Genomic DNA, 15842 nt, shown 5'->3' on the forward strand with positions numbered 1-15842 from the left:
AAGCCACTACGGCGAGTGCAACGCAACTCGCGTTTTCCTATGAATATCACCCTCGAGGGGTGGCCCGCCGGCAAGCTTACTCTCCCAATCACCCGTTCGGAATGAAAAACGTCGAGCATTTGACGATAATTTACAAACGACCTTTGAGATCCATTGCAACCCGATGTTTTAAAAGCTTTTTTTATGTATTACGAGACGTATGTCAGGTAATTTTCCGACGATCAGCACAGTTCCAGCGTAAAAATGCAACGTCCACATGGAACGAGCGTCACAGACCCACGCTCATAGCTTAAAATCTTCCCACCGCGAAAGATCACTACATCGGTACCCGGCTCGCCCAGATTGCCGTTGATACAGGAGTTGACGTATTTTGATCACCGGACCCTGTGGGAGTCGGCAATGATTCGCTTTGCCATCATCGCTCCACCCCTACCCAGCCATTTCCAGCCGCTCGAACACTTGGCCATGGAGCTGATCGAACGCGGTCACAGCGTGACGTTCTTTCATCGATCCGACGCCCGAAGCCTTCTGCGTTTCGACCGAATAAAATTCCACGCCGTCGGCCACAAACGCGTTCCCGCGGGGAAGCATTCCGAGAGCCGGGTATTCGCGCCGTACTTCGATACCCTGCTCGGCCGGCGACGCAACTATGCAGACATGGCTCAAGTGACACAGATGCTGTGCGAAGAACTGCCTGCGGCTCTACGCGAAGATCGCATCGATGCCCTGCTCTGCGATCAAATGGAAGCAGCCGGAGGGCTAGTCGCCGAATCCCTTGGCCTGCCGTTCGTTTCCATCGCCTGTTCCCTGCCGGTAAATCGCGAAGACGCCACAGTGCCGTTGGCCGTCTTTCCCTATTCCTACGAGCGTGGTGACGATGCGCTCAAGCGTTATGCCCGGGCCGAACGGCGTCACGACTGGGTGATGAAACCTCTGCGCCAGGTCATTGCGCGCCAGTCCGCGGCGCTTGGCCTGCCAGTCCGCGAAAGCCTGCATCAGTGCCTGTCGCCGCTGGCGCAGATCAGCCAGACGGTGCTGGAGTTCGATTTCCCTCGGCCCAACCTGCCGCCCTGGTTCCACGAAGTCGGTCCGTTGCGCCGAGTCTCGGATGAAATGAATCACCTGCCCTACACCCTGGACAATACCCGGCCGTTCGTCTTTGCAACCCTCGGCCGCCAGCATGGCAATCGGCTCGGTCTGTTCAAACGCATCGCCCAGGCCTGCAAGCTGCTCGATGCGCAGTTGCTGGTGATGCATTGCGGCGGGCTCACCCATCGCCAAAGCGACCAACTGTTGCGGCATGGTGCCACCTGGGTTACGGACTTTGCCGACCAAGCGATGTTGTTGCAGTACGCCGACGTACTGGTGACCCACGGCGACCTCGATATCGTGCTCGAGGCCGTCGTGGCGGAAACCCCCATATTGGCCTTGCCCATCGCAGCCGACCAGCCAGGTGTTGCGGCGCGCGTGGCCTACAGCGGTTCCGGCGTGCATGCCAGCCAGCACAGCAGCAGCCGGGAACTGGCGGAGCATCTGCGTCATTTACTGGAGAGCCAATGGCCGGAGCTTGAAACCCTGGCCGATGCCATCCACGTGATGGGGGGCACCGAGCGAGCGGCGGATATCGTCGAGGCGGTTATCCCCGACAAGTCCAAGCTCTACCTCATCAGCTCTCGTTGAGGGCCTGGTCATAGGTTGGCTCAGGCTCAAAGCGCAAGTTTCTCGCGATTGCGATCAAACAAGGCTTTGCCTATGCCTTTCACTTCCAGCAGCTCATCTACGGAATCGAAAGGCCCGTAAGTTTCGCGGTGCCTCACAATGGCTTCTGCCTTTGTTCGCCCTATCCCTGAGAGTTCACGCTTGAACGTCTCGGCATCGGCAGTATTCAAGTTGACTCTGTTTGGCAGCGAGCGCTGACTGGCAGCAAGCGTCGACGCTTCAGCCCTGGAAACAGGCGCCGCCTGAACCAGCACTGCGCAATGTGCCAACATGACAACTAGCAAACAGGAAAAAAACCTTCTGTGCACTGTGTACGCTCCATGATTCACGTGAGGTAAGCGGCATTCCAAAGCCGCTCGCACACACTAGCCAATGAAGCCAAACATTCCACTCGCGTGCTGTCAGGAAATATGTCGCAGGGCGGGACATCCTGAAGATCCGAGCGCTGCCGCCCACCTTGGCAAGTGTTAGCAGATGTGCGCCGTTACACCAACCGGGTAGCCGCGTTGCAAGTTCAGGCTAGGGTCTGTGTGAAAAGTCTTGAGACAAGTATCAAGGCGTTTCACACAGAGCCTAGGATGAGCGGCGCCGGGCGTCGAACCAGGTGCGCCAGTAAGCAATGGGGTGCAGGTAACGGTTTTCGCGCTTACCCATACCATGCTTGCCAGTGAAATCTTCCTCGGCATAGTCTCCGTTAATGCGGACACGTGATGCAGTGGTCGCCAGCAAGCAGATCTTGGCATCGGCTTGCTGAAGAGCGAACTTGAGTAGACGTTCGGAGTGCAACTTGCGACCCGTGGCCTTGGAAAACTCGAAAATGCGTTCGATTCGGCGACCGTAGGCCCGGTAAACGTCACGCCCGCAAATCGCGAATCGATCATTCAAGCCGCCCCACCATTGCCAGTTGGGGATGTAGGCATTCAAATGGCGCGCGTCAGGCTGATCGAATACATAGCTGGGCAGAGGATCGTGATACTTGAGGTCAGGCCGAACAAAGATGACGAAGTCCGGATCGAACGCTTCTACCCTTGCAGTAACGCTATGCAAGGAGTGCAGTTGCAGCAGCAGGTTGCGGACCGAGGCGTGCTCATCCCCCCAGGTATCGCCCAGTGCCTTGATCCGTTCGAACTCCCACCGCTCCAGCACACCGGTGTCTCGTTCGAGCGCTCCGGTCATGGTCAGGAACGGATCATAATTGGCAGCGATCAGGGCACCATCCTCTCCCGAGCGTCGGTTCGAAACGGTGTCGGTCTGGTACAGATGATAAAAGCACTGCACGTTCGCCCCTTGTGGGATCTGTGCAAGCACCTGCTTCTGGATCGACGGGAAGCATATTGCAGAATTTCTGGGGATGCCAAAGAACGCGACGGCCACTTTCAACACGTGATCTTTCCTGAACGGGTGTGGGTACACTTTTTATCGGCGTTTGAACAAGCGCTGCCACCAGCTTGGCTGGCGCTGCAGAGCCAGGGTTACAACGTCGGCGTTGGCCAGCCAGGCCCGCTCGTAGTCCCAGGCATGCCCGCTCCAGAGCTTGCCGCCATCATTGGAGTAGCCGAGGGTCAGCAGACGGAAGTCCATGCCCTGGTCACGGCGCAGCCAGTCGAACAGTACCAGCGCATTGAACCCCGTCGACGGGCCGACGAATCGTTTGCCGTTGGCGTGGGCACTGGGATAATTCCACAGCGCAGGCAACGGAATGCGTTCGCGAAACAGCGAGACGCCTTTGACGGGTGACATGGGATGGGCAACACCCACCAGTATCGTAAAGCAGCGAGCCTCGGGAGCTTGCCACAACGCCTGCACTCCAGGCCCATAAGGCAGACCGAAGAAATACTGGTCAGGCGCATTGTAGCCATGGATGAAGATATTTGCGCTCAGACTGCTGAGCAGCGGCCACTTCAGGCAGGTATTGAAACTGACCACTGCATCTCGGGGGCCGAGCGACAGTGCGTCGACGTCGGCCTGGCCAATGGCAGGATTATTGGCCACCAGCACCACCCGCTCGGCACTGCGCAGACAGTCGAGCAAACCTTTGTCGAACGCACCGAGGATATCCTGATCCCCCCCAGGCAAAGCGGCCAGGTCCATATCGCCGTGGTTCACTGGCTCGGTACCTTCAGCCCGAAACGCATCTTCACCCACCACTGCGTCAGCGGCCCGGGCGCTTGCCAGCGACGCATCGGCGCCTGGATCGCCGCTGCCAGATCCCGTCCCACCCGCGCGAAGCTGTAGTTGTCGCGGGCGAATGCCTGGCCATTTGCAGCAATCCTCGCCGCCAGCACCGGGTCGCTCTCAAGCAAGGCAATTTTTTCCAATGCCTCGGCCTCTGAACGGTAGAACACCACGTTGTGCATGTCCTCGAACCCCAGCAGACGGTCCTCTTCGCCCTGACTCCAGGCCAACAGTACGCAACCACAGGCCAGCGCTTCGAAGTTCTTGATCATGAACTCGCCCATACCGATATCGGCACTGACGAATACCTTGATGCGGTTGAGTGTCTGCAGGTACTCCTCGCCCGATGCGGTCTTGGCGATCAGCATCCCCGTCTTGCTGGCCAGGGACTCGAGGATGGCGCGGCGTTGCGCATATTCCTTGCTTTTCAGGCTGCCCAGAAAGCCCAGGGGAATGTCACGCGCTCTGCCCAGGTTGTGCAGCATGGCGTCGTCATAGCCCTTGGAAATGAACAGTGCGTCTATACCTTCGGCCTGCATGCGCTGCGCGACCACCGCACCGGAGACCAAAGCCCGGCAAGCAGGCAGGCGGGTGTACAGACGGGAATACATGTGGCGGTATTTGCTGTTGGGCATGTAGTTCTGATAGGCGTCATGCTCCAGGAATATCAGTCCGGGCACACACTTCAGGACTCGCCATTGAGGCGCTAGACGCTTGACGCGGGAGAACACCACCACGCGGTCGAAGTCCTGGTGGTTCACCGACGCAAGAAACGGCCCCAGGTTCATCTGCTGCGCCTTGGTGAGCCGCATGATCACGCAGTCATCACAATGCTGGCGAATGATGTCGTACAGGCGGTCAAGCAGCACACGCTGCTCGTCCATCACCAACAGCAAGACTTTCATACCTCTACCTCAGTACACGAATGCATCGACGCCACCTGCCTGCGCAGTGATCCAAGTGGATGTGACATCAGCGTCCAACCACCGTCACGGTCTTGCCTTTTCGCTGGGGGAAGCTGGCCAGAACCTTCATGTGATGTTCGGCCATCCACGCCTGCAACCAGGGCTCGCTTTCAGCGGCTTCGAAAACGAAGTACTGGTGACGCTCGAGACTGCCAGGAGCGATCGCGGTTTCGCGAGGCAGAGTCGGCTGCGGATACCCGCGCCCGGCGTAGTAGGAGATACGCCCATCTTCATAGAACACCGGCGTCTGCTCTTCGATGTGCTGCGCAACCCATTGGCCAGCGGCGACGAAGTTGGTTTTCTTGCCGCCCAGGGAGATGACGTTCGCCAGCATCATCAGTACGCCCAGCACCAGCATTGCCTTGCCCAGTTTCGGATACGCCTGGGCCAGGCGTGCCAGCGCAACCGCGAGCAGTGGCAGGAGCAGTACATCGAGGAAGCTCAGATAACGGCCGATCATGAACTGCGAATGGATGAAGAACAGCATCATGACGACCAGATAGGCCGCCGCCACGTAGGCAAAAGGACGGAAAGACTTCCAGTACAGCTGCCAAAGGCTCCAGGACCGCGGCCACAGAAACGGCAGGGCAAACGGTCCCATCATGCTGACTGTCTTGATCAGAAGCGAAGCCAGCAGGCCGAAAAAGACGATGCGACCGGCTTCATCGACAGAGTATTTGTTGATCAGTGAACTACCGAACTGATGGGCCAGTGTATTGAAATTGGTCAATATCGATTGCGGGCTGATCAACGCCATCATGAGTTCGATACGACTGGACTGCCAGTCTACATACACCGCCAACACGGCCAGTACCGGAACGAGCAGCACCAGCGGCAGGCAGAAAAACTCCAGGAATTGCCGGCGCCGCCCGCTGATGAACAGATTTGGTAATTGCCACACACCCAATGCAACCAGAAGCGTCAAAGCTTCGAGCCGGAACAGCACGGCGGCAGCGACGGCCAGGTAGATAGCCGAGGCGCGCAACCAGCCACCACAGGTTTCCCAGCGCAGCGTGAGCCACAGCGCCAGCGTACAGAAGAACCAAAAGCCATCCTCGCGGATGATGTCCCAGCGAAACTGGTTGATCGCCGGCATGGCGAGCACGACAAGGCACGCCCACCAGGTCGCCTCTGGCACACGCTGGCGGATACAGTCGACCAGCAGCGTACAGGTGCCGGCCATGAACAGCGCGCAATACAGGTGGGCGCACCACTCCAGCGGCAGGCCGGTCACCGAATGCGTGCCCGCGATCAGCAGCGCAAACCAGGGCCAATTGAACATCTCCAGCGCAATACTTGAACCGTGGAGACTCGCCTGGTAAGCAATGTCCATGTAAAACGCAGCATCACGCGCCAGGATGTCGGTGCCTGCCATCGCTATGAGCGACAACACCAGACTGCCGATGAAGGTCAACCACAAAGGCGAAAGCTTGTTGAATACCGAAGACGGTGAGTTATGTCTCGCCGCTGAAACCGCTGACCACATGCAGGCTAATCCTTGAAGAACAAATTGATGGCCTTGCGCAGGTAGACCCAACGCAACGCCTGCGGGCCACTGAGGTACAGGGCTCGTCGGTAGTAATGGAGCGCTTTGGAGCGTTCCTTCTGGCGCAGTGCTGCGCGAAACAGAGAAAGGTAGCGCTGCGCCTGGTAACGTCGGCGCAGCGGCTGGCATTCTGCCGGTAGCGTTGAAAACACTTCCGTAGTCATTGCCAATGCCAACGACTCTTCATCCCGTCGGTCGTTGCGCAAGCTGTCAGGGTGTTTGTGGATGCGGGCGATCACCTGGTCCGTGATCATGATCTTCTGCGCAGTCACCAACAGATACGCGAACACGGGAATGTCCTCGCCAGAGCGCAGTTGCTCCGCGTAGGGTCGCTTGATCAGGAGTTCGCGGGTGATCAGGATGCTGCTGGGCGCAAATGAAATACGCTTTTGCAGCAGATACCGACAGATCTTGGCCTTGGCACTCATGTCGGGCACCGGGGCGGGAAGCCGAGTGCGTTCGCGGCCGTCCGGATGGACTGACACGTGGGCACCGATGATCACGTCGGTGCCAGGAGTGGCTTTCACCATCGCGCGCAGCACCGCGATTGCACCTGGAATCAGTTCGTCATCGGCATCCACTGGCAGGATGAAACGACCTTTTGCCACGCGGATGCCATGGTTGCGAGCCGCTGCCGCACCGGCGTTCGGTTGGTAGAGATAGTGTATGGATGCAAAACGTGGCAAGTAGCCGTCCACGATCCTGGCGGTGTCATCGGTAGAGCCATCGTCCACGATGATCAGTTCCAGATCATCCGCCCACTGATCGAGAATCGAGTCCAGGACGCGATGTAGGTATCGACCGTAGTTGTAGGTGGGCACGACGACGCTGATCAATGTCGTAGGTGGCGTCATGCGGGAGCCATCGCCTGCAATGGTTTACCCAGATCGTGGCAACCTAGGTCGCATCGGCGCTCGAGCCTTGAGGCGCAGCACATGCCGAAGAGGGTCGAAACCAAGGACATAACCTCTATCAATCTAGGCGCCGCGGTGCAGACGGAGGGCCCTAGGAACTTAAAAAACCGAGTATAACCCAAACCTACCGCTCGTCGCTGATGGCTGCGCAGGAGCGGTTGTCGGCATCGGAAAGGCCGGCGCGGCAGGTCAATCGCTGCCACCACGGTGCTGCTGCAGGTGCAGCCAATCGACGATCTCGCCTTCTGGCGCGTACCCGCTCACCGCTTCCTGCAGGATCTCGCGAACCCGGTCGAAATCGGTGTCGTCGAGTGCGCGCAGCAACGCGGCCAGTTCACCCTTGAGCCCCTCCCACGACAAATGATCCTCATGGGCACTCATGATCATCGGGTGTCGGGTGGCAACCACGTTGTTGCCGATCAGCAGCTCCTCGTACAACTTCTCTCCCGGCCGCAACCCGGTGAACTCGATGCCGATGTCGCCCTGCGGATTCTGTTCGGAACGGATACTCAAGCCCGACAGGTGAATCATCTTCTGTGCCAGGTCGATGATCTTCACCGGCTCGCCCATGTCCAGCACGAACACCTCGCCCCCGCGCCCCATGGAACCGGCCTGGATCACCAATTGCGCGGCTTCTGGAATGGTCATGAAATAGCGAGTGATATTCGGGTGGGTCACCGTCACCGGGCCACCGGACTTGATCTGCTTGTGAAACAGCGGGATTACCGAGCCTGAGGACCCGAGCACGTTGCCGAAACGCACCATGGTGAAGCGCGTCTTGTTGACCCGCGCCACATTGGCCGGGTCGCCGAACAGCACCGGTGCCACTTCGCGGCTGAGCGCCTGCAGGGTCATCTCCGCCAGGCGCTTGGTGCTGCCCATCACATTGGTCGGGCGCACGGCCTTGTCGGTGGAGATCAATACGAAATTGGCCACTCCGGCCTGCAGCGCTGCCTGGGCACAGTTCAGCGTGCCCAGTACGTTGTTGCGCACGCCCTCGGCGATGTTGTGCTCAACCATCGGCACATGCTTGTAGGCGGCCGCGTGGTACACCGTGTCCACCTTCCAGGTGGTCATCACTTCGAGCAGCTTGGCCTGGTCACGCACGGTGCCCAGGGTCGGCAGCATCTGTACGTTCAGCCCTTCGCGAGTCGCACGCTGCTCCAGCTCGCCGCTGATGGTGTAGAGATTGAATTCGCCATGGTCCAGCAGAATCAGCAGCGCCGGCTCCAGGCCCAGAATCTGTCGGCACAGCTCGGAGCCGATCGACCCCCCTGCCCCGGTCACCAACACCGACTTGCCGGCAATGCAGTGCTCCAGCAGGTCATCCTGGGCAGGCACCGAATCGCGCCCTAGCAGGTCCGCGATGTCCACTTCCTGAATGTCGTCGACCTTGACCTCGCCGCTGGCCAGCGCCGTGAAGTTGGGCACGCTGCGCACATGCAGGGGAAAGCCTTCGAGAAAACTGAGAATCTGGCGCCGACGCGAACGCGAGGTCGACGGCAGCGCCAGCAGCAGTTCTTCGGCGCCGGTCATGTCGATCATGCGTTGGATATGCTTGGGCTTGAACACCTGAAGACCGGCGATCACCCGGTCGGAAATGCTGGGGTCATCATCGATGAACGCCACCGGACGCATTACCCGGCCCATGCGCAGCGCGGCGACCAGTTGATTGCCCGCCACACCTGCACCGTACACCGCCACCTTGGTCAAGCGATCGTCACGCCCGGCGAACGGCACGTTGTGCACCGCGTTGAACCAGTCGCCCATGAAGTACTGACGCATCGCCAGGCGCAGGCCGCCGATGATGACCAGGCTGATCCACCAGTAGTTGAAGATGATCGAACGCGGGACCACGGTCTGATGGTTGCTATACCAGTACACCACCAAAGCCAGGATCAACGACGAGAGGCTGACCGCCTTGACGATGGCCACCAATGCATCGTTGCCAAAGTAGCGCATCACCGCTCGATACATCCCGAAACGAATGAACAGCGGTATCGCCACCAGCGGCGCGGCCATGAACAGCCAATCGTGCGCCCGAATCGGGTTGTACATGTCCTCGACGCCCAGGCGCACCAGGAATGCCATCCACAGCGCGACCCAGACCAGCACAATGTCCGTGACCACCTGCAGCATGCGCTTCTGGCGACGTGGCAAACCCAGCAAGCGTGTACGTAACTTATCCATCGACATTCGACCCAATTGGCCCCTGACCCTGACGGTCGGTTGCAGCAACTACGTAACCATAAGTGCGATCAGTGGATTGCACCAGCGCGCGGACGCAATTTCATATGCGTTCCAATTCGCCCGCATGATAACGAAAAGCAAGCCACAACAAAGGGATGTATGCAATGACGGTGCCCAGCACAGAGTTTAGACCGAAAACCGTCACACACAGGGCGATGGGTAACAGCCACCCCAAGGTGATCAACGCCGTTGCAACGGTGACCGGCAGGTGCCTGCCGTAAACCCGTGAAGCGTACTGATAGGCATGGCTTCGGTGGGCCTGGTACACCTTGTCGCCGCGCAGCAGGCGGCGCAGCAGGGTGAATGTCGCATCGACGATGAACACCCCCAGCAGGATGACCCAGGCCCAGAAATAATTCGGCTCGACCCACGCGGCCTGGACCGAAAGGATAGCCAGGACCAGCCCGAGAAACCCGCTGCCCGCATCGCCCATGAAAATCTTCGCCGGCGGCCAGTTCCACAGCAAAAAGCCCGCCACCGCTGCAGCGAGCAAGGCCGGCAGCCACATCAACTGAGGGTGCCCGCCCACGGCATAGATCACGCAGGCCCCGGCGCACACGCAGATGGCCTCGACACTGGCGATGCCGTCGATACCGTCCATGAAGTTGTAGAGGTTGAGCATCCACACCAGATACAAAAGGCCGAACGCCCACCACACCGGCGCAAGGCCATCGACTGCACCGAGCACACCGGGCATGCCGCCCAGCCACATCAAAGCCCACGCGCCGGCACCGAAATGCCCAAGCAGACGCCAACGCGCGGCAATGTGATTATGGTCGTCGAGAAAACCCACCACCGCCACCAGCGCACCACTGCCGAACAGCGCCAGCCAGGAGCGGCTGTCCAGCGTTCCATTCAGGGTCAGCAGCGTTATGGCCGCGAGGAACACCAGCACGATGGCAACCCCGCCGCCGCGCGGTGTCGGCACCGTGTGGGAGCTGCGCGCATTGGGTACGTCCATCAGGCTGCGCGCCAGCGCATAGCGGCGCAATGCGTAGGTCAGCCCGTAGGCCATCACCAGAACGATTACCAACCACAGCAGCATGCTCATCGGCGTCGCGCTTCCACGTAGGGCCGCGCGGTGGCGAGCAATGCATCGGCCATTCGGGTGGAGGGTTCCCAACCCAACAGCTGGCGATTCTTGTCGATGTCCACTTCCAGCGACTCGAACAGACGCTGCGTGACTGCGCCTTGCCCCAGCGCCTGCGCCACGCGGCTCATCCACGGCAGCGGCACATCGAGCAGACGCGGCTTCTTGCCCAGCGCCGTTGCCATGGCTCGCACCAGACCTGCGGTCGACACTGCTTCGCCGTCACTGACCAGGAAGGTTTGATGGGCGGCCGCTGGATGATCCAGGCAAGTGCACACCAAGTCTACAAGGTTATCCAAAGCGACCAGGCTGCGGCGATTGCTGGTTCTGCCGAATGGCAACGGTACGCCTTTGTTGACCAGGCTCATCAGCGCCTGGAAGTTCGCCCGTACGCCTGGCCCGTACACCAGCACCGGACGAATGATCACCACTTCCATGCCCGTAGTCTCAGCCAGCGCACGCAGGCCCACCTCCGCTTCCAGCTTGGACACCCCGTAGGCGTCCTGCGGTGCCGGCTCGTCGTCGGCACGAAACGGCCGGCCCGGCTCGGTGGCTTCGCCATTGACCTTGATCGAGCTGATGAACACGAAGCGCCGAACCCCGGCCTGAGCGGCCTGACGGGCGAGGTTCAAGGTACCTTCTACGTTGACCCGGCGAAACGCCGCCAAGGGGTCGGCCTGGGACTCGCGCATGACATGCACCCGCGCAGCGGCGTGGACGACACTGTCGATGCCGGCCAGGGCGCTGGTCCAATCGGTGTCGGTAGCCAGGGTCGGAACCACGCACCCTTCAACGTCCAGAGGCAGTTGCGTGTAGGCGCGGCGAACTGCCCCCCGCGTGTTGGGGCAGCCCAGCTGCACCAGACGCGCCGCTACGGCGGCGCCGACGAAACCCGACGCGCCAGTGACCAAAACAGGTTTCGAGATCATGAGCCAGTACCTTGGTCGAGTGGGTTAACGCTGCAATACGTCGTGATACAACTGCACATAACTGTCCGCCATTCCTTGTGCGGTAAATAACTGCTGGAAACGCCGGGCCGCGGCGGCGCCCATGGCACTGGCCATGGCCTCGTCGTTCCACAGGGTCTGCATGGCCGCTGCCAGCGCCTGCGGATCGCGGGGTGGAATCACCAGCCCGGTTTCCCCGGCACGATTGATGTAGCTCATGCCGCTGCCGATGTCGCACGAGATCATCGGCTTGCCGTACATCGCGCCTTCAAGCAGCGAAATACCGAACGACTCGGAGCGCAGGTGCGAAGGAAAGACAAAGGCGTGGCACAAGGTGAGCAGCGCCGCCTTGTCTTCATCCGGCAGGCCGCCGAGAAAATGCACGTTGCTCACGTCCAACTGCTGGGCGTAAGCCTTGAGTTCGGTTTCCAGGTGGCCACCGCCGAGAATCACCACCGGCAGCCCAGTGGCTTTGGCTGCGTCCAGCAGGTAGTTCAAACCCTTGTAGTAACGCAGCGCGCCAACGAACAGAAAGAACTTGCCAGGAAAGCGACCACGCCAGTGCGTCAGGCGCTCGGCGCTGGGTTTGGGATAGGTCGCCGGGTCGAGGCCGAAGGGAATGACCGACAGCTTCTCGGGAAAACGCTGCAGTACCGGACTGCTCGCCGCGTAATCAGGCGAAGACACGACAATGCGGTCCATGGCCCCGAGAAAGCGGTTCATCAGCGGCTGGTACAGCTTGAGCAAAGTCTTCTGCTTGATGATATCGGAGTGGTAACTGACCACCGACGGCTTGCCCGTACGGCTGGCAAAATGCACCAGGTCCATGAACGGCCATGGGAAGTGGTAGTGGATCAGGTCCGCCTGGCTGGCCAATGCCTTGAAATCGCCCAGCGCCGACCAGGAAAATCCGGTGGAAGCCACATGCAGATCAAGTTTCGAGCGATGGGCGATGTGGTGCCCTACCCGCTCGTTGCGTGCGGCGCCGCGATCGCTCAGGTACAGGACCTCGGACTGCACACCGCCAGCGGCACAGCCTTCAGCCAGCTGGAAGATGACCTGCTCGACGCCGCCCATGGAATCGGGAAAGTAGGTCTTGAAAAAATGCAGCACCTTGATCATCGGTTTTCCAACGTCTTGCGATAGGCGATCAGCGTTTGTGCGGTGCAGCGGTCCCACGAGAAGCCGTTAGCGTGGGCCAGGCCCCGTTGACGTGCGTCCGCGCGCCATTCAACGTCTTCCAGTGCCTGAACCATATGCTTCGCCAAGGTCTCGATGTCCATCGCTTCGCACATCAGGGCCGCATCACCTGCCACCTCCAGCAGCGAGGAGTTATCTGAGCAGACCACCGGCACGCCCGAGCTCATCGACTCAAGAACCGGCAGGCCGAAACCTTCGTACAGCGACGGAAACACGAACAACCGCGCGCCTGCGAACAGGATCGGCAGGTCCTCGGCGGACACGAATCCTAGATAACGCGCCCAGCCCTGGCGCTGCGCCGACTCGATGCGCGCAAAAATGGCGTCGTTGCGCCAGCCCCGATAGCCGGCAAGAATCAGCGGCCAACGCTGACGCGTGGCCAGCGGCAAGGTTTCATAGGCCGTGAGCAGCGTTTCGATGTTCTTGCGCGGCTCGATGGTGCCGGCAAACAGGCTGTAACCCTCATGGGTCAGGCCATAACGGGCGAGCACTTCGCTGGTTTCGGCGGCGCTGCGTGGATGAAATTCCGGGGAACTGGCCAGCGGTACGGCATCGATCCGCTCGATGGGCCAGTCGAAATACTCGGCCAATTCGCGCCGAGTGAATTCGGAATCAGTGATCAGGCGATCAGCCCGCTTCAAGGTCAGCCGCAGTTCTTTCTGCAGGTAGCGCGCCAGCTGTGGTGCATGACACTGGGACCAGGTGAACGGCGACAAATCGTGAAACGTCGCGATGCGAGGCCCTTTGAACGGCGGCAGATAGTAGTTGGGGCTGTGATACAAGTAGTCGCCATGAGCCTTCAAGGCTCGGGCCTTGAGCAGCGGCATCAGCAGGCGATAGGCCTCGATGGCGAGAAAGTTCTTCTGCACCGCACGCTTGAGGCTGTAGCCACTGCCAGAGGCATCGGCCGCACTGGGCAAGCCTGGCAGGAAACTGCGACCAGCAAAGAACTGCAGGTCAGTGATCTCGGGGCTTTTCTGCAGACGCCGCGCCAATTCATAGGTGTAACGACCGATGCCCGTCAGCGGAAAGCGGACAGGCTCGACGGAAAGGACAACCTTCATTTATTGGGCAGCCAGCATCCATTGCAGAGTGTCGCGTAAGGGCGGGGTCTGCCAGTCGCCGACCAGCGAGCGCAGGCGGGCATTGTCACCGCACAGCGTCTTCACTTCGTTGGCGCGCACGAATGCCGGGTTCACTTCCACGCGGATTTTGTGGCCGGTGATGCTCTCGCACAACTCGATCACTTCGCGCAGGGAATGGGTGACACCCGAGCTGACATTGACGGTCTGCCCCAAAGGCTTGTTTTCCAACAGCCCGCGGTAGGCGGCGACCAGCGCACGAACGTCGCTGAAATCGCGCCATACATCGAGGTTGCCCAACTCGATGACTTCAGCCTTGCGGCGGAAGTGCGAAACGATCTTGGGCAACAGGAAATTGTCCGCCTGCCCCACCCCGGTGTAGTTGAACGGCCGGGTAATGACAATCGGCAAGCGGGTTTGCCACAGGCTGGCCATGTATTCCATGGCCAGCTTGCTGACGGCGTAATCGTTGGCCGGCGCGGGCGCCGTGCCTTCGTCCAGCATGCCTTCGGATGCATTGCCATACACATTGGCGCTACTGGCCAGCAATACACATTCAGGCGCCTTGCCCGAAGCGGCGAGCGCTTCGAGCAAGTTGCGCGTCCCGATCAGGTTGACCTGATAGAACGCATCAGCCACACCATGGCCCACGAACGCCAGCGCGGCGAGGTGGACCACATAGTCAGGCTGCAGCTCTGCCAGCAAGGCGGCGAGCCTGGGCGCATCGTTCAGGTCGGCCTGGTAGTAACCAGGCTCCTCTGACGGCTGACTGCCCAGGCCGATGACTTCATACCCATGGGCCGTCAACTCGGCCGCCATGTAGCGACCGGTGAAACCCTGGATACCAGTGATCAATGCACGCTTGCCGACATTAGCCATCAGAACGAGAACCCTTGCTCATTGCGGCGCAGGTCGGCCTCGACCATCATGCGGCACAGCTCTTCCAGCGACGTTTTCGGCGCCCAGCCCAGTACTTCCTTGGCCTTGGCCGGGTTGCCGATCAGCAGGTCGACTTCGGTCGGGCGGTAGAACTTCGGATTGACCGACACCAGGACCTTGCCGGTCTTGGCGCACAGGCCCTGCTCGGCTTCGGCCTCGCCCTGCCACTTGATCTCGATGTCCGCGGCCTTGAATGCCATGGTGACGAAGTCACGCACGGTTTCGGTACGGTTGGTGGCCAGCACGAAGGTGTCCGGCTCGTCGGCCTGCAGCATGCGCCACATACCTTCGACGTATTCCTTGGCGAAACCCCAGTCGCGCTTGGCGTCCATGTTGCCCAGTTCCAGGGTGTCCTGAAGGCCCAGCTTGATCTTGGCGACGGTGTCGGTGATCTTGCGGGTCACGAACTCACGGCCGCGCAGTGGCGATTCGTGGTTGAACAGGATGCCGCTGGTGGCGAAGATGCCGTACGACTCGCGGTAGTTGATGGTCATCCAGTGGGCGTACAGCTTGGCCACACCGTAAGGGCTGCGCGGGTAGAACGGGGTTTCCTCGATCTGAGGAATGGCCTGCACCTTGCCGAACATCTCGGAGGTCGAGGCCTGGTAGAAGCGCGCTTTCGGGTTGACGATGCGGATGGCTTCCAGCAGGTTCACAGCGCCCAGGCCGGTGATTTCGGCAGTGGTCAGCGGCTGCTCGAAGGAAACACCCACGAAGCTCTGCGCAGCGAGGTTGTACACCTCGGTGGCTTCGGTGGTCTGCAGCAAGCGGATGCTGGCGGACAGATCGGTCAGGTCGTACTCAACCAGGTGCAGGTTGGGGTTGTTCTGGATACCCAGCTCTTCGATACGCCAGAAATTGACGGAGCTGGTGCGGCGGTAGGTGCCGTAAACGGTGTAGCCCTTTTCCAGCAGCAGTTCCGCCAGGTAGGCGCCATCTTGACCAGTGATACCAGTGACAATAGCTTTCATGCGAATTAACCAACTCCATTTAGTGCCGACGAGGCAGCGAAAGA

General features: G+C 60.2%; 14 protein-coding genes. 1 reads left to right on the forward strand and 13 read right to left on the reverse strand.

The window, feature by feature from the left end; translation table 11 throughout:
- Positions 1-399: 399 nt before the first annotated feature.
- Positions 400-1680, forward strand: a complete 1281-nt coding sequence (locus B2V21_RS12880; protein ID WP_286917035.1) for a glycosyltransferase — start codon at positions 400-402, stop codon at positions 1678-1680.
- Positions 1681-1706: 26 nt separating this feature from the next.
- On the opposite strand, the gene B2V21_RS12885 is transcribed toward B2V21_RS12880, so the two are convergent.
- The 13 genes from B2V21_RS12885 to gmd all read right to left on the reverse strand — a co-directional run bounded on the left by B2V21_RS12885 (position 1707) and on the right by gmd (position 15798).
- Positions 1707-2027: a ComEA family DNA-binding protein gene (locus B2V21_RS12885; protein ID WP_376787054.1), complete on the reverse strand. Its 321-nt coding sequence runs from the start codon at positions 2025-2027 to the stop codon at positions 1707-1709.
- 265 nt (positions 2028-2292) lie between these two features.
- Positions 2293-3102 (reverse strand): hypothetical protein, encoded by an 810-nt coding sequence (locus B2V21_RS12890; RefSeq protein WP_286917036.1) that lies wholly within the window; start codon positions 3100-3102, stop codon positions 2293-2295.
- Positions 3103-3135: 33 nt separating this feature from the next.
- Entirely contained in the window at positions 3136-3810 is a 675-nt protein-coding gene (locus B2V21_RS12895) for a hypothetical protein (protein ID WP_286917075.1), read from the reverse strand.
- An 11-nt stretch (positions 3811-3821) separates the two neighbouring features.
- Positions 3822-4799: a glycosyltransferase gene (locus tag B2V21_RS12900; RefSeq protein ID WP_286917037.1), complete on the reverse strand. Its 978-nt coding sequence runs from the start codon at positions 4797-4799 to the stop codon at positions 3822-3824.
- 67 nt (positions 4800-4866) lie between these two features.
- Positions 4867-6345 carry an ArnT family glycosyltransferase gene (locus tag B2V21_RS12905; protein ID WP_286917076.1) on the reverse strand — a complete coding sequence of 493 codons (1479 nt, stop codon included), beginning with the start codon at positions 6343-6345 and terminating at the stop codon, positions 4867-4869.
- 5 nt (positions 6346-6350) lie between these two features.
- Entirely contained in the window at positions 6351-7259 is a 909-nt protein-coding gene (locus B2V21_RS12910) for a glycosyltransferase family 2 protein (protein WP_049859428.1), read from the reverse strand.
- Between the two features lie 249 nt (positions 7260-7508).
- Positions 7509-9509 (reverse strand): polysaccharide biosynthesis protein, encoded by a 2001-nt coding sequence (locus B2V21_RS12915; RefSeq protein ID WP_049859427.1) that lies wholly within the window; start codon positions 9507-9509, stop codon positions 7509-7511.
- A 100-nt stretch (positions 9510-9609) separates the two neighbouring features.
- The gene (locus B2V21_RS12920) at positions 9610-10614 is read right to left on the reverse strand and encodes an MraY family glycosyltransferase (protein ID WP_286917077.1); all 1005 of its coding nucleotides are present in this window, start codon (positions 10612-10614) and stop codon (positions 9610-9612) included.
- Between the two features lie 2 nt (positions 10615-10616).
- Positions 10617-11588 (reverse strand): UDP-glucose 4-epimerase family protein, encoded by a 972-nt coding sequence (locus tag B2V21_RS12925; RefSeq protein ID WP_286917038.1) that lies wholly within the window; start codon positions 11586-11588, stop codon positions 10617-10619.
- 24 nt (positions 11589-11612) lie between these two features.
- On the reverse strand, positions 11613-12728 hold the full coding sequence (locus tag B2V21_RS12930) for a glycosyltransferase family 4 protein (RefSeq protein ID WP_286917039.1): 1116 nt from the start codon (positions 12726-12728) through the stop codon (positions 11613-11615).
- Positions 12725-13870, reverse strand: a complete 1146-nt coding sequence (locus B2V21_RS12935; RefSeq protein WP_286917040.1) for a glycosyltransferase family 4 protein — start codon at positions 13868-13870, stop codon at positions 12725-12727. The genes B2V21_RS12930 and B2V21_RS12935 overlap by 4 nt, the downstream gene beginning before the upstream one ends.
- Positions 13871-14767 carry a GDP-mannose 4,6-dehydratase gene (locus tag B2V21_RS12940; protein ID WP_286917041.1) on the reverse strand — a complete coding sequence of 299 codons (897 nt, stop codon included), beginning with the start codon at positions 14765-14767 and terminating at the stop codon, positions 13871-13873.
- Positions 14767-15798 (reverse strand): GDP-mannose 4,6-dehydratase, encoded by a 1032-nt coding sequence (gene gmd / locus B2V21_RS12945; RefSeq protein WP_049859423.1) that lies wholly within the window; start codon positions 15796-15798, stop codon positions 14767-14769. Before gmd ends, B2V21_RS12940 begins: the two co-directional genes overlap by 1 nt.
- Positions 15799-15842 lie beyond the last annotated feature (44 nt).

Origin of the sequence: Pseudomonas sp. UBA6276 (assembly GCF_002438365.1) — a bacterium.
Taxonomy (GTDB): domain Bacteria; phylum Pseudomonadota; class Gammaproteobacteria; order Pseudomonadales; family Pseudomonadaceae; genus Aquipseudomonas; species Aquipseudomonas coleopterorum.